Annotated in this window: 19 protein-coding genes and 1 pseudogene; 9 read left to right on the top strand and 11 right to left on the bottom strand. The window is 70.0% G+C overall.

The window, feature by feature from the left end; genetic code table 11:
- Window positions 1-143: 143 nt before the first annotated feature.
- Window positions 144-2,564, bottom strand: coding sequence for an FG-GAP-like repeat-containing protein (locus ACQEVM_RS35615; RefSeq protein ID WP_433086349.1), 2,421 nt, complete (start codon window positions 2,562-2,564; stop codon window positions 144-146).
- Between the two features lie 227 nt (window positions 2,565-2,791).
- On the opposite strand from ACQEVM_RS35615, the gene ACQEVM_RS35610 reads away from it, so the two are divergent.
- A complete protein-coding gene (locus ACQEVM_RS35610; RefSeq protein WP_433086347.1) occupies window positions 2,792-2,977 on the top strand; it encodes a hypothetical protein in 186 nt (61 codons plus the stop codon).
- A 506-nt stretch (window positions 2,978-3,483) separates the two neighbouring features.
- Here the strand turns inward: ACQEVM_RS35610 and ACQEVM_RS35605 are convergent.
- Complete coding sequence (locus tag ACQEVM_RS35605) at window positions 3,484-3,747, bottom strand: hypothetical protein (RefSeq protein WP_433086345.1); 264 nt, start codon at window positions 3,745-3,747, stop codon at window positions 3,484-3,486.
- A 17-nt stretch (window positions 3,748-3,764) separates the two neighbouring features.
- On the opposite strand from ACQEVM_RS35605, the gene ACQEVM_RS35600 reads away from it, so the two are divergent.
- The gene (locus ACQEVM_RS35600; protein ID WP_433086962.1) at window positions 3,765-4,466 is read left to right on the top strand and encodes a 2-phosphosulfolactate phosphatase; all 702 of its coding nucleotides are present in this window, start codon (window positions 3,765-3,767) and stop codon (window positions 4,464-4,466) included.
- Between the two features lie 21 nt (window positions 4,467-4,487).
- On the opposite strand, the gene ACQEVM_RS35595 is transcribed toward ACQEVM_RS35600, so the two are convergent.
- Complete coding sequence (locus ACQEVM_RS35595) at window positions 4,488-6,149, bottom strand: TROVE domain-containing protein (RefSeq protein ID WP_433086343.1); 1,662 nt, start codon at window positions 6,147-6,149, stop codon at window positions 4,488-4,490.
- A 399-nt stretch (window positions 6,150-6,548) separates the two neighbouring features.
- Here ACQEVM_RS35595 and ACQEVM_RS35590 point away from each other — a divergent pair, with 399 nt between their 5' ends.
- On the top strand, window positions 6,549-7,493 hold the full coding sequence (locus ACQEVM_RS35590) for an FG-GAP-like repeat-containing protein (protein ID WP_433086341.1): 945 nt from the start codon (window positions 6,549-6,551) through the stop codon (window positions 7,491-7,493).
- A 673-nt stretch (window positions 7,494-8,166) separates the two neighbouring features.
- Here ACQEVM_RS35590 and ACQEVM_RS35585 read toward each other — a convergent pair.
- A complete protein-coding gene (locus ACQEVM_RS35585) occupies window positions 8,167-8,445 on the bottom strand; it encodes a GlsB/YeaQ/YmgE family stress response membrane protein (RefSeq protein WP_053683645.1) in 279 nt (92 codons plus the stop codon).
- A 254-nt stretch (window positions 8,446-8,699) separates the two neighbouring features.
- Window positions 8,700-9,899 (bottom strand): ALF repeat-containing protein, encoded by a 1,200-nt coding sequence (locus tag ACQEVM_RS35580; RefSeq protein ID WP_433086339.1) that lies wholly within the window; start codon window positions 9,897-9,899, stop codon window positions 8,700-8,702.
- Window positions 9,900-10,027: 128 nt separating this feature from the next.
- Here ACQEVM_RS35580 and ACQEVM_RS35575 point away from each other — a divergent pair, with 128 nt between their 5' ends.
- On the top strand, window positions 10,028-10,165 hold the full coding sequence (locus ACQEVM_RS35575; protein WP_433086337.1) for a hypothetical protein: 138 nt from the start codon (window positions 10,028-10,030) through the stop codon (window positions 10,163-10,165).
- Window positions 10,166-10,485: 320 nt separating this feature from the next.
- Here the strand turns inward: ACQEVM_RS35575 and ACQEVM_RS35570 are convergent, their stop codons facing one another.
- Both ACQEVM_RS35570 and ACQEVM_RS35565 read right to left on the bottom strand, forming a co-directional pair.
- Window positions 10,486-10,689, bottom strand: a complete 204-nt coding sequence (locus ACQEVM_RS35570; protein WP_053683670.1) for a cold-shock protein — start codon at window positions 10,687-10,689, stop codon at window positions 10,486-10,488.
- 323 nt (window positions 10,690-11,012) lie between these two features.
- Entirely contained in the window at window positions 11,013-11,198 is a 186-nt protein-coding gene (locus ACQEVM_RS35565) for a hypothetical protein (RefSeq protein WP_433086335.1), read from the bottom strand.
- A gap of 250 nt (window positions 11,199-11,448) precedes the next feature.
- On the opposite strand from ACQEVM_RS35565, the gene ACQEVM_RS35560 reads away from it, so the two are divergent.
- The gene (locus ACQEVM_RS35560) at window positions 11,449-11,652 is read left to right on the top strand and encodes a hypothetical protein (protein ID WP_433086333.1); all 204 of its coding nucleotides are present in this window, start codon (window positions 11,449-11,451) and stop codon (window positions 11,650-11,652) included.
- A 71-nt stretch (window positions 11,653-11,723) separates the two neighbouring features.
- Here ACQEVM_RS35560 and ACQEVM_RS35555 read toward each other — a convergent pair.
- From ACQEVM_RS35555 to ACQEVM_RS35545, 3 genes and pseudogenes are all read right to left on the bottom strand, one after another.
- Window positions 11,724-11,900: pseudogene (locus ACQEVM_RS35555) on the bottom strand (glycosyltransferase family 2 protein); the annotation flags it as partial.
- 340 nt (window positions 11,901-12,240) lie between these two features.
- Window positions 12,241-12,780: a hypothetical protein gene (locus tag ACQEVM_RS35550; RefSeq protein ID WP_433086331.1), complete on the bottom strand. Its 540-nt coding sequence runs from the start codon at window positions 12,778-12,780 to the stop codon at window positions 12,241-12,243.
- Between the two features lie 45 nt (window positions 12,781-12,825).
- On the bottom strand, window positions 12,826-16,299 hold the full coding sequence (locus ACQEVM_RS35545) for an ALF repeat-containing protein (RefSeq protein ID WP_433086329.1): 3,474 nt from the start codon (window positions 16,297-16,299) through the stop codon (window positions 12,826-12,828).
- A 516-nt stretch (window positions 16,300-16,815) separates the two neighbouring features.
- Between ACQEVM_RS35545 and ACQEVM_RS35540 the strand changes: the two genes are divergently transcribed.
- From ACQEVM_RS35540 to ACQEVM_RS35525, 4 genes are all read left to right on the top strand, one after another.
- Entirely contained in the window at window positions 16,816-17,334 is a 519-nt protein-coding gene (locus tag ACQEVM_RS35540; protein WP_433086327.1) for a hypothetical protein, read from the top strand.
- A gap of 478 nt (window positions 17,335-17,812) precedes the next feature.
- The gene (locus ACQEVM_RS35535; RefSeq protein ID WP_433086325.1) at window positions 17,813-19,567 is read left to right on the top strand and encodes a trypsin-like serine protease; all 1,755 of its coding nucleotides are present in this window, start codon (window positions 17,813-17,815) and stop codon (window positions 19,565-19,567) included.
- Window positions 19,568-19,841: 274 nt separating this feature from the next.
- A complete protein-coding gene (locus ACQEVM_RS35530) occupies window positions 19,842-21,479 on the top strand; it encodes a trypsin-like serine protease (protein WP_433086323.1) in 1,638 nt (545 codons plus the stop codon).
- 179 nt (window positions 21,480-21,658) lie between these two features.
- Window positions 21,659-23,134 carry a trypsin-like serine protease gene (locus ACQEVM_RS35525; RefSeq protein WP_433086321.1) on the top strand — a complete coding sequence of 492 codons (1,476 nt, stop codon included), beginning with the start codon at window positions 21,659-21,661 and terminating at the stop codon, window positions 23,132-23,134.
- 317 nt (window positions 23,135-23,451) lie between these two features.
- Here the strand turns inward: ACQEVM_RS35525 and ACQEVM_RS35520 are convergent, their stop codons facing one another.
- The gene (locus ACQEVM_RS35520; RefSeq protein ID WP_433086319.1) at window positions 23,452-25,026 is read right to left on the bottom strand and encodes a glycosyltransferase; all 1,575 of its coding nucleotides are present in this window, start codon (window positions 25,024-25,026) and stop codon (window positions 23,452-23,454) included.
- Window positions 25,027-25,168 lie beyond the last annotated feature (142 nt).

Genomic DNA, 25,168 nt, shown 5'->3' with positions numbered 1-25,168 from the left:
CCATCGCCCTGTTCGGGAGCCGTTGAGCCCTCAGCAGTCGGACGTGCCGGAGGCAGGGGCGGGTTTCGCGCTCGCCCGCGCCTCCTTCGTGTCGTCCGCCAGAAGGCCGTCTGCCAGAAGGTCGTCTGCTGGAAGGTCGTCTGCTAGAAGACCGTGTTGAAGCCGGCCGCATCCAAGTCCGTGTACACGGACGAGGTGACGGGGGGCTTGAACGGGGCCGTCGCGTCGCCGGTGCCCGCGTAGAGCTTCGAACCCCCCGGTCCGACCGCGTAGAGGTCGCCGCGTCCGTCGCGGTCCGCGTCACCGACGCCGACGAGGTGGGTGAACGCGCCCCAGCCTCCGCCGAGCTTCGCGCGAGGTCCGAAGGTGCCGTCGCCCCTGCCCTCGTACAGCCACAGGACACCGGAGGTGTCGCGCGCGATGAGGTCTCCGGCGGCGCTCGCCGTGATGTTGCCCACGGCCGTGAGCTGGTTGTAGATGCCCCAGCCGCCGCCGAGTTTCACGCGTCCCGCGAACGGCGCGCTCGCGTTCCCCGTGCTCTTGTGGAACCACAGGGTGCCTGCCGTGTCGGTGGCGAGCAGATCGGACCTGCCGTCGCCGTCGAGGTCGCTGCCGCCGGTGATCCGGCTGTAGCCGCCCCAGCCGCCGCCGATCTTCGTGCGGGCGGCGAAGTTGCCGTCGCCCTTGCCCTCGTACAGCCACAGGACACCGTCGGCGTCGCGGGCGACCAGGTCGGCGGCGACGCCTCCGGCGATGTCGCCGACGGCCTCCAACTGGTTGAAGATCTGCCAGCCGCCACCCATCCGCACCCGTTCGGCGGAGTACGTGTCCGGCGAGGACGGCGTCTTGACGGTGTCGTCGCGCCACAGCACACCCGAGGCGTCCCGGGCCAGCAGGTCAGGACTGCCGTTGTCGGTGTAGTCGTGCATGTTGGTCGCGCGGACTACCTTGAAGGTGCCGGACTCCTTCAGGCTCGGGCCGATGCCGTTGAGCGGCGTGGCATCCAGCTCCCACGTGTAGTCGCCGCCGGGGGCGAGCGCGCCGTAACCCTGGGCGTTGGGGAGGAGCCCGTCCCAGCGGAAGGTGACGGCGCCGGTGCCGTGGGGCGTGTTGAGGTCGAACGTGAACTGCTTGCTCTGCCCCGTACGGACATGGCGCAGGGTGACGGACCCCTTGGCGTTGTACCGGGAAAGGGTCCAACTGAGCGTCGCCGCGCCGCCGTTCTTGTCGAGTTCGGCGACCTGGGGGACTTCCTTCCCGACCAGCGTGAGCGCGGTGGACTCGCCGGTGCTCGCGACGAGCGTGGCGGAGGGCGCGCCGTTCGTCCCGAGCGCGATCCGGTAGATCCCCTCGCCGTGGGCGAGCGTGCCACCGCGTACCAGGAGCGCGCCGTCGGGGGTGGGGACGGCGGACGTGGCGTGGTCGAGCAGCTTCACGGTCGTCCTGTCGACGACGTTGACGGCGTTGAACGCGAACCGCTCGGACGGGTAGGTGTAGTTCTGCGCGTAGGGCAGCGGGGCGTACGCCACCCAGTCGCCCAGGAGGCTGACGTGGGCGTCGCCGGCATTCCCCAGGTCGGCCAGGGTCACGGCCGGGGTGCTCCCGTTCCCGCCGCGGTCGGCGTACTTCAGCTCGTAGCCGCCCGCCGGAGTGCCCACCACCCAGGCCAATCGGTTGCCGGAGGCGGTCGCGTCCACGTCGGACGGGGCCTTGCCCAGCTCGCGGTGCTCGACGACGGAGGCGGTGGCGAGGTCCACGACCGCGAGGTGGGAACTCTTGGTGCCAGGACCGCCGACGAAGTAGCGGACGAGCATCTGGGTGGTGGAGACGGGCTCCATGGTCTGGAACCGGAAGTCCGCCGGGAGACCCGTCACCTGCCGGTCCGAGCCGACCTGGTTGCCCTCGCCGATGAGGCGCAGCTGACCCTTCTGGGTCGCCTCGTCCCACGAGGAGAAGGCGAGCGTCCTGCCGACGATCCCCCTCCACAGGAGACGGCTGTCCGTCTGCTCGATGAACTTCGGGGAGCTGCCGGGCGACGACATGTCGTGGAGGACGTAGCGGCTCGTGGCGTCCTCACGGGTCGCGACGGTGTCGGAACCGCCGACGCGGTAGCCGTTGTACCGATCCGGGAGATCCGTGGTCACTCCGGTCGCGGTGTTCGTCCAACGGAAGACCGTCTTCTGCTGTCCCGTAAGGAGGTCGGAGGACAGGAACCCGCTCTGCCCGGCTCCGACGATCCGCGAGGTCCGGGGGATGGAGATGACACCGTCCCGCGCCCTGGCGGGGGCGGCGGAAGCTGCCTGGACCGCGGCCGGTACCGCGGGCGCGTGGGGCGTCGGTGCGGCGGTCGCGGGGGCCGCCGTCAGCGCGGTGCCGGCGGTCACGGCGAGGACGGCGGTCACGGCGGCGACGAGTCGGCCGCGCGGGGCGCGGGTGACGGCGGTGCGGGCAGTGTCCGCAGGGTCGACGGCGACCTCGGCTTCGGCTTCGGCGTTGACGTTGACGTTGGCGTTGGCGTTGGCTTCGGTGAAGCGGCGACGAGTGACGGCTCGGTCGTGGAACACGATGGGTCCTCCCCCAGAGAGACCGGGCGCACCCTGCGCCACACCTGGTCAGACTCATGATCACGAGGGAGGGTTGTATGGCGGAACGGGCGACCGTACGGCAAGGTGGTGGGCTCGGTCAGGGCGTCGCGAAGGGCCCTCCACATGCAGGCAGAGGACGTGACCAACCGCCCCGAAGGGGAACGCGACCGGCCGCCAGAGGTGCCGTCCACCGCGACCAGGTTGCCGTGGCAGGAGATGCGGGATTCCCCGCGACACCCCGCATCGCCACGGAGTTCTCGGCGCGCCGGCGGGGCGGGGCGGGCATCGACGCCTCCCGGATCCAGGCGTTCGAGGACCTCGACGCGGGCAGCGCCTATCGGGGCGTCACCCTGGACGCCGGACGCACGGCGATCCTGACCGACGATCACTGACGGCTGACGGCTGTCACAGGTCACCGGTCGCCGGTCACCGCCTTCCCCGAGCACGCAGATCAAGGAGACGAGTACGAGCAGGATGGTGGCGAGCCGCTGAACGTCCCGGGCCGCCCACCCCTGGTTCAGGGCGAGGACGAGAACGGCGGTGACGGCGTACGGGCACGAACGGCGCGGCGGCCGGGCGAAGTTCGACATGGACTCTCCAGGTTCGACGATCGACTGAAGACCCAGGCTGCTCCGGGGCAGATCGTCCGGCCGGGCACGACGACGCGGTACGGGTCACGGGCGGGGCATCGGTGACAACGCCGGGTCGTCTGCCGGACAAGTCGGAGGGCTGGGTGCACGGCGCGGCCTCTGGGCGAGTTGCGGAGCACGACGGAACAGGCGAATGAGTTGTCGCTCCGGCTGCGAAAGGTCACGAACGGAGTCGGTGTCCGGCAAAGCGGATCGGTTCCGCTCCGGCAGCCCGGCGGCCCGCGGCCGACGGCGGGTACGAGTCACCGTCAGAACAGCTCGTTGTAGATGTTCCAGCCACCGCCGAGCGAGGCGCGCGGCTTGAACTTGCCGCCGTACGCGCCCTGTCCGTCGTACCGGTATCCCTGACCCGAAGCGTCGATCGCGATCAGGTCGGTGGTGCCGTTGCCGGACGCGTCGGACACGGTGGCGAGCTTGTTGTAGGCGTTCCAGCCGGCACCGACCCGGACGCGGTCGCCGACCTTCCGGGCGGTATGACGCGCGCCACTCTCCGGGGACTTCGGGGCGGGCATGCGCGACCATGATCGGAATGGACACTCGCTTTCTTGGCATCGCCGAACTGCACGAAGTCCCGCCCGTGGCGGTCGTGGTCGACGTCATGCGGGCCTACACCGTGGCGGCCTGGGCCTTTGCCCGGGGTGCGGAGAAGATCGTTCTCGCCGAGTCGCCGGACGAAGCCCTGGCGCTCAAGGCTTCCCATCCGGATTGGGCGGCGCTCAAGGACGGTCCGCCCGCGCCCGGGTTCGACATGGTCAACTCGCCGGGTCTGCTGCGGTCCGTCGACCTCGGCGGACGGACCGTCGTGCAGAAGACCACGGCAGGCACGGTCGGCGCCCTCGCGGTCAAGGGGGCGTCGCTGGTGCTGTGCGCCGGTTTCGTGGTCGCTGAGGCAACGGCTCGGGTGTTGCGGACGCGCGCGGGTGACGGTGTCACGTTCGTGGTCACGGGCGAGAACGGGCAGGCCGATGAGGACCTGGCCTGCGCCGAGTACATCGCTCGGAGAGCCACCGAGGCGGAGACGGACGCCACCGGGTACGTCCGCCGCGCTGCCGCGTCGCGCGCAGCCGGCGAACTGGCGGAGGGGGTGCGTGAAGGAGTCCATCCTGATGACATCGAACTCTGTCTTGAGGTCGACCGGTTCCCTTTCGCCATGGTGGCGACCTTGGAAGGCTCGCTGATGGTCCTCCGTCCGTACGCCCCGCCTTCGCCGGCCGACGACGTCTCGATCTGAGTCGTTGATGGAGTCCGACTCTCACCGTTCCGCAGCCGGCCCCCGTCCACGATCCGATGATCCGATGGAAACGGCCGCCTGGTCCTGTGACGTCCATGGCCATCGGGCCTCTCGGCCGGCCTCGACGAGGCCTATCATCCGGAACCCGGCGTCCGTCAGGCCACCGAAGGTGTGCCGGTTGGGGCCGCCGGGGCCGTGGGCGGGCTGGTACCCCGCCAGGTTCCAGGTGTAGACCGGGACGTCGTCCGGGACCGGTTCCGCCGGACCGCGACGCCCCAGGTGCGGACCCGTCTGCTCATCGGTGACGATCAGGATCCTCTCGTGGCCCCGGTAGTGCGCGCGTACCGCCTTGGCGGTGTCGGTGCCCCCGAGGTCGTTGAACCGTTTGAGTACGTCGAGCACCGGCTCCCCGGCACGGAACGGCACCTGCGCGCTCGATGATCCGAACTCCACCAGGTCCGCCTCCTGAGCGCGCATCGCCAGCGCCGTGCCGAAAACGGCCGCGGCGTCCGCCCGGGTCAGGGTGGACCGCTCCGAGACGGTGTCGTAGAACATGGAGCCCGACCGGTCCACCAGGATCAGGGTCCGGCCGATCAGGGCCGGTACGTTGGCCAGCGAGTGGCCCAGCGCCACCTCCAGCCGCGTCGACCACCGCGCCGAGGGTGCGTGGCGGTGGGCGGCCAGGTAGCGGAAGGGGAACTGCCGGGACCGGGCGACCTCCTCGGCGTCCGAGATCCGTGCGGCGACTCCGGCGGCCGCCTCGTCCGAGATCCCGGCCCCGTCGAAGTTGCGCAGGTTGCGCAGCAGCGCCATCGGTCCCATCGAGGGGATCACGGCTTCCCAGACGGCGGCGTCCATCGGTCCCTGGAGCCAGCCCGCCAGGGCCTCCCAGGTCATGCCCGCCGCGGCCAGCCGCTCGGCGCCGCCCGGCCCGGTGACCACGGCCCGCCGCTCGTCCGCCGGCAGTTCCATCAGGGTCCGGTGCGCGGTGAGCAGCCGGTCGCCGGGCGGCGGCGCCGCGTCCTCCGGGTGGTGCCGGCGGTCCAGGGCATATCGGAACAGCCCGCCCTGCCAGGGCTTGGCCGGGTCGGGTGTGGCGTGGACGAGGTTGAGGACGTCGCCGAAGCGGAAGGCCTTGGACGCGGTGTCGTACTTCAGCAGGGAGCGGGAGGAGTACAGGCGCCGCACGGCGTCGGCGATGCCCCGCTTCACGGGCTGTGGGACGCTCCGCCCGTAGGCCGAGGTCCAGTGGGCGAGCAACTCCCCAGGTTCGTCGGCACGTTGGAGCACGGAGTCGACGACGGACCGGTTGGACGGCCCCACGCAGGACCCGGCGCAGAGCCGTGCCCTGACGTACGCGGCCGCGCCGATCAGGGAGGCCGTACGCATGTTTCCCTCGCCTCGAAGCCAACGCAGCAGGCCGGCTGTCCATGTGGGGTCCTGGAGGGCGAGTTCACCCACGAGGCGGGTGTACCGCTCGTCGCGTTCCGGACCGCCTTCGTAGAAAGTCTGCTGGGAGACGAAGTTCCCCACGGCCAGGAGGAAGAGCTCCTCGCGCGGCTCCCGGACGAAGCCGGGGCCGCCTTCATAAGTGAGCTGGTCCGCCCGCGTGGGGTGATGGTGGGACCAGGGATCGGGCGCGGTGCGGGCCGCCGCGGCGGAGATGTGCGGGGCCACGAGCATCTCGGACCAGATCTTCGACGTGCGCGGGGTGTGGCGAGGCAGGGAATCCCCCCGGATCCAAGGGCAATGGGGAGCCCCACCCGAGGCGTCCGACGAGGCGGCAGAACGGGCGGGGCACAGGCGCCCGCGCCGCCCCGAGATCAGAAGTGGCCGCGGCGTCACTTGGTTTCGGAAGGAAGTAGCCGCAGCCGAGCGCATCGGGGGACGCGGTCGCGCCGTCACATTAGGCAGGCCCGCGCACAGCGTGCCAGTCAATTGAATGGCGGGGGAACGCGGGCACCGGCGTCATGCACCGACATCCGCGCTCTCTCGAGGGGCCGTGTCAGTGCCTCGTGCGAGGCTTCTGATCATCGGCGGCATCCGACCTGTGCCGACACCCATGTTCCAGGGGGGATCTTCATGTTCACAGACCGACGTCGTCGTGCGCTCCGGGGCGTGCTGGCCGCCACGGCCGTCACTGCGGCGATGGCCGCCGCGGCCGGCACGGCCTTCGCCTCCGGCGACCCGGCCGGGGCTGCACAACGAGCCCAGCAGCGGGCCGAGCAGCGAACCAAGCCGGTCCAGGGGGCGGGGCGGCTCGCCCGCGCGGCCGGTTCCGTGGAGACGCCGACCTTCGCGATGAACGCTGTGGACAAGCAGTCCACCGAGCTTTACCTCTACTTCCCGAACCGCCGGGGCGCCTTCGACGACCGGTACAACGTGGAGGTCAGCTTCGACGCCTTCGCCGACTCGATCAACGTCGACAACGACAAGGACGGGGACAGCGACGGAACCTGGAGCCTCTACAAGAGCGGGGTCCTGAGCTACGGCTGGATCGACGACCGGCTCGAGTACCACAGCAAGAACGTCGGCACGGCCTGGAACATCTACACGACGGTCCTGTCCCCCGGCAATCTCGGTGGAGCCCAAGAGGCCGACCTCATCGGCCTCGACAAGGCCGGTGACCTGTGGGGCTACCTAGGCAACCCGGACGGCACGCTCGGCGAGCGCACGCGCATCGGCGGCGGCTGGGGCCAGTACACCCAACTCGCAGGTCAGGGTGATCTGACCGGCGACGGCAAGGCCGACATCGTCGCCCGGGACAAGGCCGGCGTCCTGTGGCTCTACAGGGGCACCGGCGACCACAAGGCCCCGTTCGCGGCGCGTACGCAGATCGGCGGCGGCTGGAACACCTACGACCGTCTGCTTTCGGTCGGCGACCTCGACGCCGACGACAGGGCGGACCTGATCGCGCGCAAGCCCAACGGTGACCTGTACCGCTACTCGGGCACGGGCGACGCCGGCGCCGCCTTCCAGAAGCCGGTCAAGATCGGCAACGGGTTCCAGATATACAACCTGCTGTAGCAGCACGCCTCGACGGGACGGGGCGCTGCCCATGTCTGGGGACGGCGACCCCGCTCCGTCTCCCGTGCATGGGCATGGGCATGGGCATGATGGCAGGGTGTACGGGAGGAGGACGGTGAACGGATCGTCCTCCGTGGGCAGCTGAGCAGCACTGAGGACGGAGGAGCTGTCTTGAAAGTGGGTGACTCGCTGGTCCTGTTCGATCCTTCCGGCGCTGCGCTGCCGGAAGGCGTCGATGGCTGTGGGTTGAGGTCCGTGTGCCACAGGATTGCGTCTCCGTCTGGCCTTACCAGGTCTGAGCGCCGGCTTGACCCTGCCCTGAGATGGGGTCACGGTCCGAAGTGGGCGTGGGTGGCTCAAGCGTCCGGCCCGCTCTGATCGCCTCCCTGGCCTGCGCCGCCACGCGTACTGCCGCTCCTGTTCCTGCCGCCGGAGTCCGCGCCACAGGCGGCGGCGGTCGTGGCCGCGGGCGTCGGTGCGGTCCTCGCGTTCGGCCTGCGGGCGTGGTCCTTCCGCCGCTGAAGGGCCTCTTGGTTCCTCGCCCGAGCGCGGTGCTGTTGATCCCGTACAAGGACCCCGTAACAAGATCCCCTGTCAGGATCCCGTACGAGCGGAACGGCTCCGCCCTCGCGAGGAGGGGGAGCCGTTTCCATCCGGGAGGGACCGGATCGTGTCAGGCGTGGCGGTGGTGACGGTTGTTGCCGGTGACCAGTCGGTAGACGGCGAGGAGGATCACGGAGCCGATGATGGCGGCGATCCAGGTGGAGAGGTCGAAGAAGCCGTCGATGGAGTCGACGCCGAATATGACCTTGCCGAGCCAGCCGCCGAGCAGACCGCCCGCGATGCCGATCAGCATGGTGATGATGACGCCGCCCGGGTCCTTGCCCGGCATCAGGGCCTTGGCGATGAAGCCCGCGAGCAGTCCGATCAGAATCCAGGCGATGATGCCCATGACGCTTCTCCTACCTCGATTGATAAAGCCGGTGTTAACGAGCGTCTGTACCGACTCGAGGTTTCCAAACGTGCCGAGTTCTTGATCATTCCGCGCGCGGAAAGTGACCTCGACCTCGACGGCCCGGGGCTGTTGTGGTCCGTCATGGCGCACGGCGACGTTCCGGCCGCGCGGCGCCGCACCTGAAGCGGGGCCGACAGCGGCCGGCCCCGACCACCATCGCGTACCGGGTCGGTGCCCGGGCCCGTACCGGGTCAGCCCGCGGAGCCGACGCGGCGCATCCGGGCGGCCAGCAGGAGGCCGGCGCCGGAGACGAGTGCGGTGCCCGCGCCGCCCGCGATCAGGACCGCGTCACCCGCGCCGGTGCGGGCGAGCGGGGAGCCGCTGCCGCCTTGGGCGTTGACGGCGGTGTTGCCCGCGTTCGTGCCGGCATCGGGCTTGCCGGTGCCGGGCTTGGTGCCGGTACCGGGGTGGGAGCCGTTGCCGGAGTCGTTCTGGTTCTGGTTCTGGTTCCCGTTGTGGTTCTGACCGTTCTGGTTCTTGTCGTCCTCCTGCTGCGCCTTCTTGTCCCTGGCACTGGCCTCGTGCCGGCCGGTCGCCAGGAACGCGACGCGGTCGGCGGCGGTGCCCGCCAGCGCGGCGCGGCCCGCCTTGACCAGTTCCGGGCCACCGCCGTCGACGATCTTCGCGATGGTCACGCGGTTGTCCTGGTCGCGCAGCTCGTGCTGGGTCACTTCGAGGAACTCGCGCAACTGGGCCGGGGTCGCGGTACCACTGAGGAGCTTGCCGATCGCCTCGCTCAGGATGGGGCCGTCCCACGCCTCGTCGATACGGGCCAGCTCGACCCGGTCGTCCGAGGCCTGCGCGAGGTACCGCCCCGTCTTCAGGAAGGCGATGCGGTCGGCGGGGGTGCCCTTGAGCGCCTTCTTGGCCGCCTCCTTCACACCGGGGCCGGCAGTGCCGAGCAGCCGGGAGATGTCGACCTCGTTGTCGTCGTCGCGCAGCTCGTGCTGCGTGACCTCGTAGAAGTGGCGCAGCTGTGCCAGGGTCGCGTTGCCGTCGAGAAGCTTGGTGATGCCTTCCTTGAGGCCGGGGCCGGCGCCGTTCAGCAGGCGGATGACGTGGATGCGATAGTCAACGAGACGGATCTCGTGCTGCTCGGTCTCGATGAACGTGCGCATGGCCGCTGGTCCGGCGGCCATGGCTTTGTGGCCGGCTTCCTTCATGCGCCCGCCGGCCATCGGGTCGGCAATGATCGCAAGAATGGTCTTGCGATCCTCGTCGGCCTGACCGGGTGCGGCCTGGTCGGGCACGACACGGTCGGGAACGGTCGGGGCCGGCGGGTTGCCGACAATCGAGGCGTCCGGGCCGGCGGCGAACGCCGGCGACGAGATGAGGGCCACCGGAGCAAGAGCGGCAGTGGTGACCGCTGCTGCGATCCGAGACAACTTCACGAGAACCCCCTGGAAATGTTCCTACGAGGGCGTGAGACTCGCCGGCCGAACCGATGGTTGTATGGCGCACCAAAAATGGCAGCCCGGAAAGCAGTGCGCTCGGGGCGGACCCGTCGCCACTCCAGTCGATGGCGGATGACTTCGGGACCTGTGTGGTGTTCCACCCGCCCGTCGGTCGCCGGGCCGTGAAGTGGGGGCGGGCGTACGGGGGCGCCGAGCAGATCGTCGAGGGATCCCTGCACACCGCGCCACCGGCGCGTTCATGATCCAGGCAGACATCGCCCACGAGCTCGGCCGTCCCGCGGAGTTGCGAACCCTCGTCCACTGCGCGATCAGCGATCAGCGATCAGCGTGGACGCACGGGAGGAGAGCCGGGAGGGCCTCCTTCGAGGAACTCGGCCGGGAAGCGGTCGAGGCGGCTCGGCAGTTCCCGAGCAGTTCCCTAGCAGGCGCTCGACGGCGGAGGCTGAAGCCGTGTCGGCGGCCTCGTCCCGAGGTCGGCGGCCGGTTGCGGAGCGACCACCCGGAGTACCGGTCCGGCGCCGCCCCGGAGTTCGTGTCCGGGGCGGCGCCGTCGACGTGCGGGTCAGGCGGCGGTGATGTTCTCCGCCTGCGGGCCCTTCTGGCCCTGCGTGATGTCGAAGGTCACGGCCTGGCCTTCCTGGAGCTCGCGGTAGCCGGTCGAGTTGATGTTGGAGTAGTGCGCGAAGACGTCCGGTCCGCCGCCGTCCTGCGCGATGAAGCCGAAGCCCTTTTCGGCGTTGAACCACTTCACGGTTCCGCTGGCCATGATCATGCCTTCCAGTCAAGGTCGGATCCGCACCACGCGGACCCGGAGGTGATCGCCCTGGTCCGGCACTGCACAGCGAAACACCCACGCCAGGGGCGCGGGCAGGTACTGCGAACCACGACAGCTGAAGCAGAAGTTACACGCCGGAGCTGCCCGTCACCAGAGAGCAAGGGCCACTGAGGTGGAAGTTTGTGTCCGAGGCGGGTGCTTCTGTGCCCTGCTGCGGTGAACATGCAGGTACCGGACCGCGCGCGGGTCGAGAACGACGGCAACCGCGGGCGCTGCTCCGTGCCGCCGCTTTCGACATCAGCCCGGTGAACCCTTCATCGGAGGATCGTTGCCGGGTCCCGGACGCCGTCGAGCAGGGCGAGTTCGAGAAGGTCCGGATTCGCCTCGGGCCACCCGATTCCGGAGGAGGCGAGCTGCGCGGCGGGGAGCTGCGCGGCGGAGGCGGTCATCCAGGACAGGTACACCTCGTGGCGGTGCGGCTTCGATCCGGCGTCCGACACCAGGTCCGGGTGGCCGCGTCCGAAGCCGTGGGCAGGTCCGTTCCCAGCCCGACCCGCGTGGCATGGGCGGAAGGTCCGGGAGCGCGCCCGAGTCCTACTCCCTGAGTCCTGCCGTGCACACCGCACCCGAACAGGTCTGCCGTGCCTCCCCGTTGGGCAGTGGATTCGGGAAGTCCGCCAGCTCGGCGACCAGTTCACGGGTTGGTCGGAACTCGGGATCCACGTACGAGGTCAGGCGTGCGATGTGGGAGTGAACGGCGCGGCGAAGGTGCTCGCGCTGGTCTTCCACGGCGTCCTGCTCCCGGTCGTGGCAGGAGCATGGTGGTGGGTGCTCATCCGACACGTCGGCAGGTGGAGCCTTCCTTTGGCGCTCCTCGGGGGTGTGGTCGGCTCCGCAGTGATGGTGTGGGTGTTCGTGGCGCTGCTTGAAGTCCCTGACGGATACCGCTGCTGACCAGGGGCCGCCCGGACACCTCCCGGACGGGACAGTGCCACTCAGCCCGCTGTCAGGGAGAAGCGGCGGACCACGAACCGGCCCCGGGCCAGGTCGAGGGCTCTGTTGCGGGGGCCGCCCGGGCCGCCGGAGTTCGCCTGGTGCACCACCCGCACCTGTGGGTGGAGGGCGGCGAAACGGTCCAGCTCGGCGCCGGTCCCGTCCGTGGACCCGTCGTCGACCGCGATGATCTCCAGCCGGGCCATGCCCAGCGCCTCGGGTGAGGGGGCCCCGGGTGGGGTGCGGGGCCCCGGCTGAAGCCCACGCCGGGTCGGGGCCGGTGCTCGACCGGCGGTGAGGTCACGTCTCGCCGATCCCGGTCGGCCGCACGATCGGCGGCGAGCGACCGGGCGAGCGCGATCGGGTACGGCACGGCACACGCAGATCGGGCCCACCCTGGTTCAGGGTGGGCCCGATGCTTCATGCGATCAGTCCGGGACTGGATGTGATCCGTCCGGCCGGGTCTTTCGGGGTTCGCGACACCAAAGCCACGCCACCCGGCTCTCGCCGGCGGTCATCCGCAGTTTCGAGCCGGCGTGAAGTGCGAAGTCAGCCACCCATTCTCACTCGGCCCGCCGACCTTGATTCCATGTAGAGGGAGGTATTGCCCCCCTCAGGATCCAGCAGCACTCTGAATTCAGCGTCCTTCGGCGTGCGGAATCCGATGTACATCTTGTACTTCTTGCTCGCGTCGAGATCGAGCTTGAACTGCTTCATGTGTTCCGGTTCGAAGGGCGGTTCCGTGGGTGGGAACGTGTGGTCCCCGATGACGTCCCATCCGGAAGCGGGCCAGTAGAGCGGACGGGAGAGGTCGACACCATGACCCTTGAGGTACGTCTCCACACAGCTCGTGGAAGCCGTGAAACTCATCGCCAGCTGGATGCCCGGCGCAGACGTCTGCCCGGAGAACGTCAGATTCTCGGTCGGACAGGTTGGAAGTTCCAGTTCGAATCCCTTGAGGACGTCATCTCTGTCCTCCGCTCCACAGCCCCCCACAAAGGCTATGGAAAGAACGCAGGAAGCGACTGCGAACATGGCTGTCCTGGAGCGCCTGTCAACGGCGCTCCTCAAGTTTCCCGACTTCCGCATGTACCCCTCCATGAGACATTCGACTACGTCGCAGACCAGCCTGAACTAGGGAAACGTCATGTCGATCGGCTTGGTCTTGCTTCCGTGGACCTCATAGTCGCGGGCGTAGCCGTATCTGTGGAGTTCGGCGTACATGCCCAAATCGACGAGCCCTCCGAGGAGCTTGTCACCGTAGTCGAAGTTGTAGTTCTTGAAGAAGTCGACGCGGGTGTCGCCGGTGACCCGCACCTTGCCGCCGTCGAGGACCGTCATCGTGACGGTGCCACTCTGGCGGTAGTTGTACCCACGAAGAGCGTAAGTGAGGTCATCGTCGTTCGGGTCGACTTCACCGCTGTTCCAGCGGGTGTCCAGGTTGACGCGGCAGGTGGTGCCCACTTGCCCTTGGCAGGTCGACGTCATCCGGCCCAAGGCCGTGTTGATGTCTTCCCGGCTGCTCTTCGCCCAAGCCTTGTCGGCGAGGAACCTGTCCATCTGGCCCGGGGAGAGGTTGTAGGGGCTGCCCGGCCGCGTGGTCCAGTAGCCGTAGAGCTCGCATGCCAGCGGGCCCTTGACGCATGTGGCGAGATGTCCGCTCAAGAGCACGCCGCTCGGAGCCACGCCCGCGAGCATGTGCTCCCATACCGACGCGGAGTCGTACTCGGGGTGACCCGCCTGACCGTCCCCGGGCTGCTGGCCGCCGGTACCCGTGGCGTCGATCGCCCCGGTGCTCGGTGCCGTCCAGGTCTTGTACGCCTCGAGGACCTTCCGTACGGCGATGTCCCAGGCGTCCACGGCCGCCTTCGCGGCGGCGTTGGCGTCCTGGCCCGCGGCGTAAGCCGATGCGCGGGCCGACAGGGCGGACTGCTGGGCGTCCGCGGCGTACGAGGCGGCCTTGGAGGCGGAGTAACGGGCGGAAGCCGCGGAGGCGTCGGCCTGCCTGGCCGCGCTCTGGGCCTGCTGGGCCGCGCTGCGGGCCTGCTTGGCGGAGGCGGTGGCCTGCTTGGCCGAGGCATCGGCCGACTCGGCGGACTTCTTCGCGTCCGCGGCGTAGACGGCGGCCTGGTTCTTGGCCTTCAGGGCCTCATTGGCGGCCTTGATCGCCTCATCGGACGCGTTCTTGGCCTTGGCCGCGGCCTCCACGGCCTGCTGGGCGTTCTGGTTGGCGGTCGCCGCCGCATTGGCCGCGCCGGCGATCAGGCCCTTGATGTTCGCGGCGTGGGACGCCGCGTCCTGGTCGAGCTGGGCCGCCCGGTAACGGCCGACCGTCACGAAGTCGTGCAGCATGCGCGCCGAGCCCTCAAGGGAGACGAAGGCCGCCGCCTTGACCTGCGCGCCACCGCTCGCCTTGAGCTGGAGCGCCGTCGCGCGGTCGTCCTCCTCGCGCGCCGCGAACCAACCGGTGTCCAGGAAGGTGCGCAGGGCGTCGGTGGTGCGTGCGTCGATGGCGGCCGTGGCGGCCTTCTTGACCTGCGCACCACCGGCGCCGGAGATCTCCAGCACCCGCTCGCGCATCTCTTCCTGCTGCGCGTCGAACTGCCCGGTCTTCAGGAAGGTGGTGACGTTGGTGTAGGAGCCCTGCATGGTGGTCTTCGCTGCTTGCCGCAGGGGCGTCGAGCCGCTGTCGGCCATGTGGCTGACGCGCGCCCAGTCGTCCTGTTCCTCGGACTGCTTCCGCGAGGCGTTCAGCCATGCCTGGACTTCGCCGTCGGTACCCGTCAGCGCGTCCTCCGCGGCCTGGCGCGTCCACGGGCCACCGGTGGTGACCAGGCGCAGTGCGGCCGTGCGGCCCTTGGTCACCGCGTTGGCCGGGGTCACGCCCGGGGCCACCGCGTCCGCGAGGAGCTTGGTGGTCTGCGCGTCGCGGCGGGCGGCCTCGGCACGGTTGTCGGCGGCCTTGGTCGCCTGTTCCTGCTCCTGCTTCTTGACCTCTGCCGCCACGCGGGCGAACTCTTCCTTCTGCGCCTCCAGCTGGGCGTCCTCGGTGGCGCGGGCCGCTTCGTAGACCTTGTCGGCCTGGGCCACGGCGTCTGAGGCCGTCTTCGCCGCGGCGACTGCCGCCAGGGCGTGCTCCGCGGACTTGTTGGCGTAGTCGACGGACTTGCCGGCCTGGGCCACCGCCTCGTCGGCGGCCTTCGCGGCCGCTCGGGCGTGGGTGACCGCGTCGGAGGCCGCCTTGTGCGCCCCGCGGGCCGCGGTGGTGGCCTTGGCGGCGAGTCGTTCGGCCGCGTCGGCCGCGTTGTTCGCGGTCGCCGCGGCGTAACGGGCCCTGGCCGCCGCTTCGGACGCACGGCGCGAGTCCTCGGCCGCGAGACCCTTCTGCGCGCTGGCGTCGGCGGCTGCCGTGGCGGCTGCCGCCGCGTTGTTGCCCGCGCTGGCCGCCGAGCGTGCGGCGCTGGTGGCACCCGACAGGGCCTCGATGGCCCGGAACACGGAGGTGACGGCGAGCTGTGCCCCGTCCGCGGCGATGCGCGCCTGGTCGGCCGCCTCACGGGCGGCCTTCGTCTGGCCGGCGTCCCTGGACGCGGCGGACGCGGCATCGTATGCCCGGGCGGCGGCGTTGCCTGCGGCGGAGGCAGCGGCTGCCGCCGACGAGGCGGCGCTGGCCGCGGTGCGCGCCGCGGAGATGGCGGTGTTGGACGCGCGGATGGCGGTGCGCGCCGCGTCGGCCGCGCCACTGGCGGCCTTGGCCGCTTCGCGCGCCTTCAGAGCGGCCTCCTGCGAGGACTCCTTGGCGGCGGCCGTCTCCTTCTTGGCCTTCTCCGCCGCGGCCTTCGCCAGCGTGGCGGCCAGTTCCGCCTTGGCGCCGGCCTCCTTGGCAGCCTCGGTCTCGGCCTTGGCCGTGTCGCTCGCCTTGTTCGCCAGGTCGGCGAGCTGAGTGACCGTGAGGGTCTCCTGGTCGCGGGCACGCGCGAGGTGCTGCCCGTTCGTCAGGAACTCGTGCATCTCGGCGGGGGTGCCGCTCAGTGCCGCCTGCGCGGCCTTCTTGAGCAGCGGTCCCGCGGAGGCGGAGATCTGCAGGATCTCCATCCGCTCGTCCTCCTCCTGGGCCACCGGTTGGCCCTCGGTGAGGAATCCCGTCATCGCGTCGACGGTGCCCTTGTCGATCGCCTTGGTGCCGGCCTCGCGAACCGAGTCACCCGCACCGTTCATCACCTGGAGCACGGCCATGCGCTGATCCTCGATCAGCGACTGCCCCCAGCCGGAGGCGAGGTAGGCGGAGAGCTGCTCGGGGGTCCCGCTCAGAGCCTGGTTGAGGCCCTTGCGGACCGAGGGTCCGCTCTCGTTGATCAGCTGCAGCGCCCTGACCCGGTTGTCCACCAGGACAAGTTCGGGCGCCTGGTTCACGAGGAAGTCGTGAACGGCGGCATCGGGAGCCGCGAGCACCTTCTCCGCGCCGGCCTTGGTCTCGTCGCCACCGCTGCGCCACAACGCGAGCAACTGGGCACGCTCGTTCGGCGGCAACGGCTTGGCCGGCTCCGCCGCGGACGCGGACACTCCGCCCAGCAGTCCGGCCCCCATCGCGAGGGACAGTGCCCCCACGACCGAGGATCGACTGAACACCCCACCCCACGCCGGTCTCACCCGGAAACGCGTGTCTTTCTCCGACACTTCGCCATCCCCCACTTCATCAAACAAGGCCGGAAGCACGGGGCTTCCGGCCTGACATTTCAATTGGTCGCCGTCATGGTCGCAGCAGGAACGCCCGCCCACGGAAAGCGGAAGAGGGTAATCCGGGCAGCGGCAAGAATGCGGAATCATGCGCTCCAACCCCACAACCACCCATGCTTGAAGGGAAGTTATTGCGAAAGAATGACCTGCTGGAAGCTCCCGGAACGACTCACAGGAACGTGTGTTAATTAGCTCACAGCTCGTCAACTTGGGTCATTGCAAAGACAAATGATAGGAATGCCGTTGCCGTCCCGGACCACAGCAGTGCGACAGGCGTGGCTTGCAGGACAACCAGGGGGAAGCACGGGGGACCTGGTTGGCTGTCAGACGGCCGACCCGCAGGCACCCGTCTGCCCCCCGTCGCATGATCCTCGAAAGTGGAAGCTGATGAAGCTCTCTCCTGCCGTACTTCTCGCCAGTGCCGTCGCCGGAGTGATCGCGATGGCGGGCGTCGCGGTCGCCGTGGACGGACGCGCCGGCGGCGCCGGAGTCCAGGCCACCGGCGCCGATGTCCCCCCGATCGCGGTGGAGGACTTCCAGTACCCGCAGGCGGAGGCCGCCGCGGCTCTCGCGGCCCGCGGCATCAAGCTCAAGAGCGGCGATGGGCACATCGTCTACACCGCCTGCGGGACGGATGTCGACCCCAACCGCATCGAGGTCTACAGCCACAACGAGCCGAACAAGCCCTTCTGCTTCCGGGTCACCGGCAACGGCGGCTCGCTGGTCCTCGAACTGCCGCGTGTCTACGCCGTGCGCTCCAACGACTACAAGGTGCACGTCGACATGACGGTGGAGAACACCCAGGTCTCCTTCGAGGTGCCGAAGAACGAGTGGGTCGGCGTCGGCAAGACCGCCGACAAGGAGAAGCGCGACCACGCGCTCGTCGCGCTCACCGCCTCGAAGTAGGCAGCCCGTTCCACGCGGCACGACGTAGCCGCCCTCACGGCCGGCCGGGACCTCTCGTGGTACCGCATCGAACAGCCGCGTAATGGAACAGCCGCGTGATCGAGCAGCCGCGTACGGGGGGATCCGAAGCGCGGGTGCATGGGAGAGGCCAGACTCGTCGTTCGGTCGGCGGGAACGGCGCGGGAGGTCGACCGCCGGACGCCGACGGCGGGGGCGGACCACTGCCCAGACCTCAGGCCCCTCAGGCCGGCAGGCCGCCACATCGGCGACCGAGGCGAAACCCGCACCCCGCTCGCACCCCGCTCGCGCACCGCACATCGCACCACCATGAGGCGGAGCTCGCACGTCCGTGTTCGCGCGCTCTTGAACCACCCTGGCTCTTCACCCTCCGGCTGTGCCGGTTGACCGCGTGAAGAGTCCTACATGAAGAGGAAGCATGTCCTTCGTCCGTCCGAGACCGAAGTGGTTGGCTGCCTGCATGACGGCAGGCATCGCCGCTTCGCTGCTGTCCGCCGGCACCGCCGAAGCCGTGGTGGGGACCCCTGCCACCGCCGGGAAGTACACGTTCGCCGCCCGGCTGAACATCGGTTCCGAGGCCACTGCCCGGGCGTGCACCGCCGCTCTGGTCGACGACCAGTGGCTGGCCGCCGCCGCCAGTTGCTTCGCCGGCACCCCGGGACAGGCCGTCCCGGCAGGGCAGCCGCAGCAGCCCGCCACCGCCACCTTGAGCAACGGTCAGACCCTCAAGGTCATCGATCTCGTGCCCCGCGACGACCGGGACCTGGTCCTGGCCCGGCTGGAGCGCTCGGTCACCGACATCACCCCGGCGAACTTCGCCACGGCCGCCCCGGTCCAGGGCGCCCAGCTCATCGGCGCCGGCTACGGACGCACGAAGACCGAGTGGGTGCCCGACCGGCTCCACCAGGCCAACTTCAGCGTGACCGCCGCGAGCGCCGGTGCGTTCGACGTCGTCGGCAAGACCGCCGCGGACGCCCTGTGCAAGGGCGACACCGGCGCTCCGCTGCTCAACACGGCCGGTGAACTCGTCGGCGTGGGCAGCAGGTCCTGGCAGGGCGGCTGCCTCGGCACCGCCCCGACGGAGACCCGTACCAACGCGGTCGCGGCCCGTACCGACGGCCTGGCCGGCTGGCTCGACTCGGCGCGGCAGCGCCCCGTCGTGGTCAAGGGCGGACAGACCCTGAAGTCGGGCGAGACCCTGGCCTCCGAGAACGCCCAGCTGATCATGCAGGACGACGGCAACCTGGTCCTCTACCACCGCACCGGCGGACAGAGCAAGGGCGGCGCCCTGTGGGCGTCCGGCACCGGCGGCAACACGGGCGCGTTCGCCAGGATGCAGGCCGACGGCAACCTCGTCGTGTACAAGAAGGGCACCACCGGCGACGATGCCGCGGGCGCCCTGTGGGCGTCCGGCACCGGCGGCAACACGGGCGCCCGCCTTGAACTGCAGGGCGACGCCAACCTCGTCGTCTACACCAAGGACGGCGGCCACGGCATCGGCGGCCACCTGTGGCACTCCGACACCTACCCCCGCGGTGACAAGCTCACCTCCGGCGCGCAGCTCATGCCCGGTCACTGGCTCACCAACGGCAAGAACGTCCTGATGATGGACATCCAGGGCAACGTCCTCGTCCGCGACGTGGCCACCAGCCGCGAGGTGTGGGGCAAGTACACCTGGGACTGGGGTTCGTACCTGTCCATGCAGGCCGACGGCAACCTCGTCCTCTACAAGAAGGGCACCAACACCGCCCTGTGGGCCACCGGCACCCACGGCGGCAACGGTTCGTACGCCACGCTGGACAACAACGGCAGCCTGACCGTGCGTTGGAAGGAAGGCGGTCCGCGCTGGGGCAGCAGCAGCCTGATCGGCGCCCAGTCGAACCGCTGCCTGGACTTCAACGGGACCAACGCCACCATCTACGGCTGCTGGGGCGGCTCGAACCAGCAGTGGGACTACACCCCCGCCAAGGAGATGCGCCTCGCCGGCAACCTGTGCCTGACCGCCGAGACCGGTGCCCCGCAGACCTCACAGCTCAAGGCCCTGACCTGCGACGGTCGCGCCGAGCAGAAGTGGAACTACGACGGAGCCACGATCGCCAGCGCAGTGAAGCCCGACCAGTGTGTGAACGTCTTCAGCGAGGCGACCGCCGATGGCTCCGCCGTCGGCCTGTGGGCCTGCGGCAACGGCGCCAACGCCAAGTGGAACCGCGTCTGACCTGCAGATGGAAGTGTGTCCGACCCCTCCCCGGCCCGCGAGGCCGACGGGTCTGAACGCACCACCCCTGCGCGGGGCCTGACCGACCAGGCCCCCGCGTTTTGGGGCCGCGCCCCGTGACACCGGTCCCGGCCGGGGCTCGGGGCGGTGTGGCGACGACATCGCCCATCCGCTCCACCTTGACCGCACCGCGCGTCACCGGCTCACGGCCGCCCCGCATTCGCTCCGTTCAAGCGCGCCCGCGCACCGAATCCCGGATCAAAGGATGCTCCACATGTCTGTTCTCCGTCCGCGCCCGGCACGGATGACCGGTCTTCTCGTGACCACGACGGCACTCACCGCCGGTCTGGTCAACGCCGGTACCGCCCAAGCAGTGACCGGCCCGGAAGCGACGTCCGGCCGGCACCTCTCCGTCGTCAAGCTCAACATCGGCGACGACACCAACAGCCGCGCCTGCACCGGCACCCTCGTCGATGCCTCCTGGGTCCTGACCGCCGCGAGCTGTTTCGCCACCACGCCTGGGCAGACGGTCCCCGCCGGCAAGCCCGCCCTGAAGACCATCGCGACCCTCAGCGATGACAAGACCGTCGAGGTCGCCGAGATCGCGCCGCGCACGGATCGCGATGTGGTCCTCGCCCGCCTGGCCACCCCGGCCACCGGCCTCACCGGCGTCAAGCGCGCCACCGCCGCTCCCGCCGCCGGTACGGACACGACCGCGGCCGGGTTCGGGCGGACCAAGACCGAATGGGTTCCCGCCAAGCCCCACACCGGGGCCTTCACCGTCACCGCCTCGGACGCCACCACCCTGGCCATCACCGGCAAGGGCACCGACGCCCTCTGCAAGGGCGACACCGGCGGCCCGCTCCTGAACGCCGCCGGCGAGCTCGTCGCCGTCAACAGCCGTTCCTGGCAGGGTGGTTGCCTCGGCACCAGCCCCACCGAGACGCGCACCGGCGCCGTCTCCGCCCGCGTCGACGACCTGCGTGAGTGGATCGACGGGTACCGTGCCCGCGCCCTGGGGTGGAAGACCCAGGCCCTGGTGCAGTCGGGCAGCAGCCTCTACCAGGGTGTCCGTATGCCCGACGGTTCCTGGACCGACTTCACCGACGTCCAGACCAAGGCCGGCAGCCTGGGCGGAATCAGGTCCTCCGCGGCCGTGGGCATGAACGGCGACACCCACGTCCTCGCCATCAGCAACAGCGGCGGGCTCTTCCACACCGTCCGCAAGCAGGACGGCACCTGGGGCACCTTCGGTGACGTCTTCTCCCAGGCAGCCACCCTCGGCAACCTCACTCAGGTCTCCGCCACGAACACCGGCTGGGACCTCCACGTCATCGCCGTCGCCGACGGCAAGGCCTTCCACACCGTCCGCAACGCGGCCGGCCAGTGGTCGCGATTCAAGGACATCTCCAGCGGTTCCGTCGGCAACGTGACGGCCTCGGCCACCGCGAGCGTCCGCGGCGAGCTCCAGGTCGCCCTCGTCTCCGGCGGCAAGGCCTACCACTCCATCCGCCAGACCAACGGCAACTGGCTGGGCTGGGGCAACGTCGCCCAGGCCGCCGGCAACACCGGTCCCATCGGCGCGATCAGCGCCGCCGGCAGCGGCGACGAGGCCCACTTCGTCATCGCGACCGACAACGGCGCCCACCAGTACCACACCATCCGCAACTTCAACGGCACCTGGGCCCCCTTCGGTGAGCTGAAGGACGTCCTGGGCACCGTGACCGCGAAGTCGGTCTCCGCGGCCGCCGTCAACGGCGAGGTCCAGGTTTCCGTGACCACCGCCGACGGCAAGGTCCTGCACACCATCCGCCACACCGACCGCACCTGGGACTCTCCCGCGCAGGTGCCGCTCCAGGGCCTTCCCGCGGCGCCCGGCAACCTCGCCACCACCCCCACCTGGAACAACTGACCCACAGCCCGGATCGATCGGCCAGTCGGCCCCGCTCGCACCAGGATTCGCGTCCCGGAGCGAGCGGGGCCTTGTGTCACGCGCCCCCGGACTCACTGCCTTCGGTGGCGGGCCCGCATTCACACGGCACGTCTCGCGGGTCATCGCGTCCCCACTCGACTCCCCCAAGGAAGCTCCGCATGACCACGATTCTTCCGCGCCCGGCGCGGGTGACCAGCCTGCTCATGACAGCGACCGCGGTCGCCGCGGGCCTGGTCTCGGCCGGCCCTGCCCAAGCGGTCACCGGCCCCGAGGCGACGGCCGGCGGGCACACGGCCATCGTCAAGCTGAACATCGGCGACGACACCAACAGCCGTGCCTGCACCGGCACCCTCGTCGACTCCTCCTGGGTCCTGACCGCGGCGAGCTGCTTCGCCACCACTCCCGGTCAGACGGTCCCCGCCGGCAAGCCCGCCCTGAAGACCATCGCGACCCTCAGCGACGGGAAGACCGTCGAGGTCTCCGAGGTCCTCCCGCGCGCCGACCGTGACGTGGTTCTGGCGCGCCTGACCGCTGCTGCCACTGGCATAAACGCCGTCAAGGTGGCCGCCACCGCTCCCGCCGCCGGTGCGGAGACGACCGCGGCCGGGTTCGGGCGGACGAAGACCGAGTGGGTTCCCGACAAACCCCACACCGGCGCCTTCACCGTCACCGCCTCGGACGCCACCACCCTGGCCATCACCGGCAAGGGCACCGACGCCCTCTGCAAGGGCGACACCGGCGGCCCGCTCCTCAACGCCGCCGGCGAACTCATCGCCGTCAACAGCCGCTCCTGGCAGGGTGGATGCCTCGGCACCAGCCCCACCGAGACGCGCACCGGCGCCGTCTCCGCCCGCGTCGACGACCTCCGTGAGTGGATCCAGTCCACGCCCGGGTTCGTGATCAAGTCCGGCCAGGTCATCGCGTCCGGCACCACTCTCGTCGGCAAGCACCTCAAGCTCAGCATGCAGGCCGACGGCAACATGGTGATCTACCACAACAGTGGTGGCGAGGGTAAGGGCGCCGCCCTGTGGTCCAGCAACACCTACGGCAACCCCGGCGCCTACGCCGTCATGCAGACCGACGGCAACTTCGTGATCTACACGAAGACCGGCGGAGACGGCAAGGGCGGCCACCTGTGGTCCACTGCCACCTTCGGCAACGCCGGGGCCTACCTCGCCTTCCAGAACGACGGAAACCTCGTCGTCTACAAGAACGGCGGCGGCGAAGGCATCGGCAATCACCTGTGGGCCACGGAGACGTACCTGCGTCCCAACGTGCTGAACAGTGACGGACGTTACCCTGCAGGCTTCTGGTCCGACAGCCCCAGCAAGATCCTCGTCATGGCTCGTGACGGCCGTCTGTACATCTGGGACAAGAACCAGGCCAAGCAGGTGTGGAGCTCGGATGTCGCCGGCGGCGACGGCTCCTTCCTCCACATGGGTCGCGACGGCAACCTCGTCGCCTACCGCAAGGGCGGCGGCGACGGCATCGGGAACTCCTTCTGGTCCACCGCCACGTTCGGCAACCCCGGCGCCTACCTGCACTTCCAGAGCGACGGCAACCTCGTCCTCTACAAGAAGGACGGCGGTCAGGGCAAGGGCGGCTCCCTCTGGGCCACCGGCACCTTCGGATAGTGCTGTCCATGGAGCCGGCGCGACAGCACGCGTTCGCGCCGGTTCCGGTGAGAGAAGCCTGCGTCATCACCTACGCAGGCGCCCGGCGCGAATGGCCACCATGCGTGAAGCCGGTGCCGGACGGCCCATGCACGTCCAACCCACACCCGGCAGATCGGCACACCGATCAGCCCCACGGAAGTCGGCGCGTGGGGCGTCTCCTGAGCCGGGCGAGGTAGCGGGTACCGCTCTCCACGGCACCCATCAGGTACACACATCTCGAGGCCGGGCGAATCACATCGCCCGGCCTCGACCCATGGGGGTGAGGACAGTGCCACTCAGCCCGCCGTCAGGGAGAAGCGGCGGACCACCTCGATGCTGAGGTTGTCGTGGATGGTGAAGAACGGGCAGGCGGCGAGTTCCGTGCCGCTCGCCGTGTCGCGGGCCACGACGCGGGGGCGGCGCGCGGTGCGGTCCAGGTCCGGCGCGTGCTTGCGGCCCAGCCGCACCCGGCGGGTCACCCCGTCGGCCCGTACGTCCAGGAACGCGTCCCACACGCCCGGTCCGATGGGGGCGCCGCCGTCCACCACGGCCAGGTTCGCCTCGACCCGGAAGCCGGCGGTGTCCAGGCCCTCCCCCAGGTCCGGGGAGGCGACCACGACGACCTCGGCGGTGTGTTCCCGGCCGCTGTCGCGTTCCCGAAGTACCAGGTCGCCGCCCAGCCGGGCGGTGCTCAGCGACTCCACGTACGCGTGACCGGTCAAGCTGACCTTGCCGCCCTTCCAGGCCATCGACGCGAGGAAGTGCTGGGCGCGCAGCTTCGACGTGACGTCGAACAGGACGTCCGGGAGGCCGGCGGTCGGATCCCGGAACAGCGGGTAGAGCCGGTACACCCGGCCGTTCTCCGCCAGGTCCTCGGCCGGCTCCACCGCGGGGTCGTACTCCATGAGCCGCTCGAAGGCACTCGGCGCGCAGCTGACGAAGGCGTACAGGCGAATCCAGTCAATCCGGGACAGCTCGTCGCCCATGTCGGGCGTCCAGTACGCCTGGACGAGCGCCCGCCCCCGGGCGTACACCTCGGCGGTGAACCCCGGGTTGCGGTGTCGGGCGTTGACGGCCGGGAGCAGTGCCGTACGGATCAGGCTGCGGAAGTGGCGGCCCAGCATGCGCCGGCGGCCCACGGGGTCCTGTACCCGCTCGGCCACCAGGGCCATGACGCGCTCGATGTGGCGCACCGTCTCGTCGGCGGTCCGGCTGCGCGAGGTGATGTTCTGTCCGTCTTCGCGCAGGCGCAGGTAGTAGCAGTCGTAGTCGCCCACGACGGAGATCGTGCCGGCGGCCAGGTAGGCGGCGGTGACGAAGACCTGGTCCTCGCCGTACCAGAGGTCGACCGGGAAGCGGATGCGGTCGGCCTCGATGATCTGGCGACGGATGAGCTTGGCGACGTGCAGGGACCGGTAGACCTCGGAGGTGTACAGGTCCGCGACCTCGGCGTGGCGGTAGGCCTTCTCGGAGACGGTGCGGCCGAGGCCCACGTGGCGGCCGAGCACGATGTCGCTGCCCTGCGCGTCGGCCATCGTCAGGAGCCGTTCCAACGCCTCCGGGCCGAGGTAGTCGTCGGCGTCGAGGGCGAACACGAACCGGCCCCGGGCCAGGTCGAGGGCTCTGTTGCGGGGGCCGCCCGGGCCGCCGGAGTTCGCCTGGTGCACCACCCGCACCTGTGGGTGGAGGGCGGCGAAACGGTCCAGCTCGGCGCCGGTCCCGTCCGTGGACCCGTCGTCGACCGCGATGATCTCCAGCCGGGCCATGCCCAGCGTCTGGCCCGCGACCGAGTCGAGGCACTCGGTCAGGTAGGGCATCGCGTTGTAGGCAGCGATGATCACCGATATGTCGGGGAGACGTTCTTGGGGCATGCAGAGATTATGAACGCCGCCGGATGCAGGCCTGCCGGCCGGGGGCGGGGGTGGGCGCGGGGAGGGCCCGACGAACGTGCATGTCATGGCCATGATGCACCGCGACGCCAGAGATCACCGCAGGCGATGACACGCTCAACGG

The organism is Streptomyces sp. CA-243310, from assembly GCF_050936775.1.
GTDB lineage: Bacteria > Actinomycetota > Actinomycetes > Streptomycetales > Streptomycetaceae > Streptomyces.
Note: the sequence above shows the minus strand (reverse complement) of the source record. Positions and strands in the feature narration are given on the sequence as shown.

Excerpts from the sequence above, each read along its gene's own strand:
- ACQEVM_RS35525 (WP_433086321.1), top strand. The coding sequence starts at position 21,659 with ATGACCACGATTCTTCCGCGCCCGGCGCGGGTGACCAGCCTGCTCATG.
- ACQEVM_RS35575 (WP_433086337.1), top strand. The coding sequence starts at position 10,028 with ATGGCGGATGACTTCGGGACCTGTGTGGTGTTCCACCCGCCCGTCGGT.
- ACQEVM_RS35600 (WP_433086962.1), top strand. The coding sequence starts at position 3,765 with ATGGACACTCGCTTTCTTGGCATCGCCGAACTGCACGAAGTCCCGCCC.
- ACQEVM_RS35550 (WP_433086331.1), bottom strand. The coding sequence starts at position 12,780 with ATGCGGAAGTCGGGAAACTTGAGGAGCGCCGTTGACAGGCGCTCCAGG.
- ACQEVM_RS35520 (WP_433086319.1), bottom strand. The coding sequence starts at position 25,026 with ATGCCCCAAGAACGTCTCCCCGACATATCGGTGATCATCGCTGCCTAC.
- ACQEVM_RS35570 (WP_053683670.1), bottom strand. The coding sequence starts at position 10,689 with ATGGCCAGCGGAACCGTGAAGTGGTTCAACGCCGAAAAGGGCTTCGGC.
- ACQEVM_RS35585 (WP_053683645.1), bottom strand. The coding sequence starts at position 8,445 with ATGGGCATCATCGCCTGGATTCTGATCGGACTGCTCGCGGGCTTCATC.
- ACQEVM_RS35605 (WP_433086345.1), bottom strand. The coding sequence starts at position 3,747 with ATGCCCGCCCCGAAGTCCCCGGAGAGTGGCGCGCGTCATACCGCCCGG.
- ACQEVM_RS35530 (WP_433086323.1), top strand. The coding sequence starts at position 19,842 with ATGTCTGTTCTCCGTCCGCGCCCGGCACGGATGACCGGTCTTCTCGTG.
- ACQEVM_RS35595 (WP_433086343.1), bottom strand. The coding sequence starts at position 6,149 with ATGCTCGTGGCCCCGCACATCTCCGCCGCGGCGGCCCGCACCGCGCCC.
- ACQEVM_RS35590 (WP_433086341.1), top strand. The coding sequence starts at position 6,549 with ATGTTCACAGACCGACGTCGTCGTGCGCTCCGGGGCGTGCTGGCCGCC.
- ACQEVM_RS35535 (WP_433086325.1), top strand. The coding sequence starts at position 17,813 with ATGACGGCAGGCATCGCCGCTTCGCTGCTGTCCGCCGGCACCGCCGAA.
- ACQEVM_RS35540 (WP_433086327.1), top strand. The coding sequence starts at position 16,816 with ATGAAGCTCTCTCCTGCCGTACTTCTCGCCAGTGCCGTCGCCGGAGTG.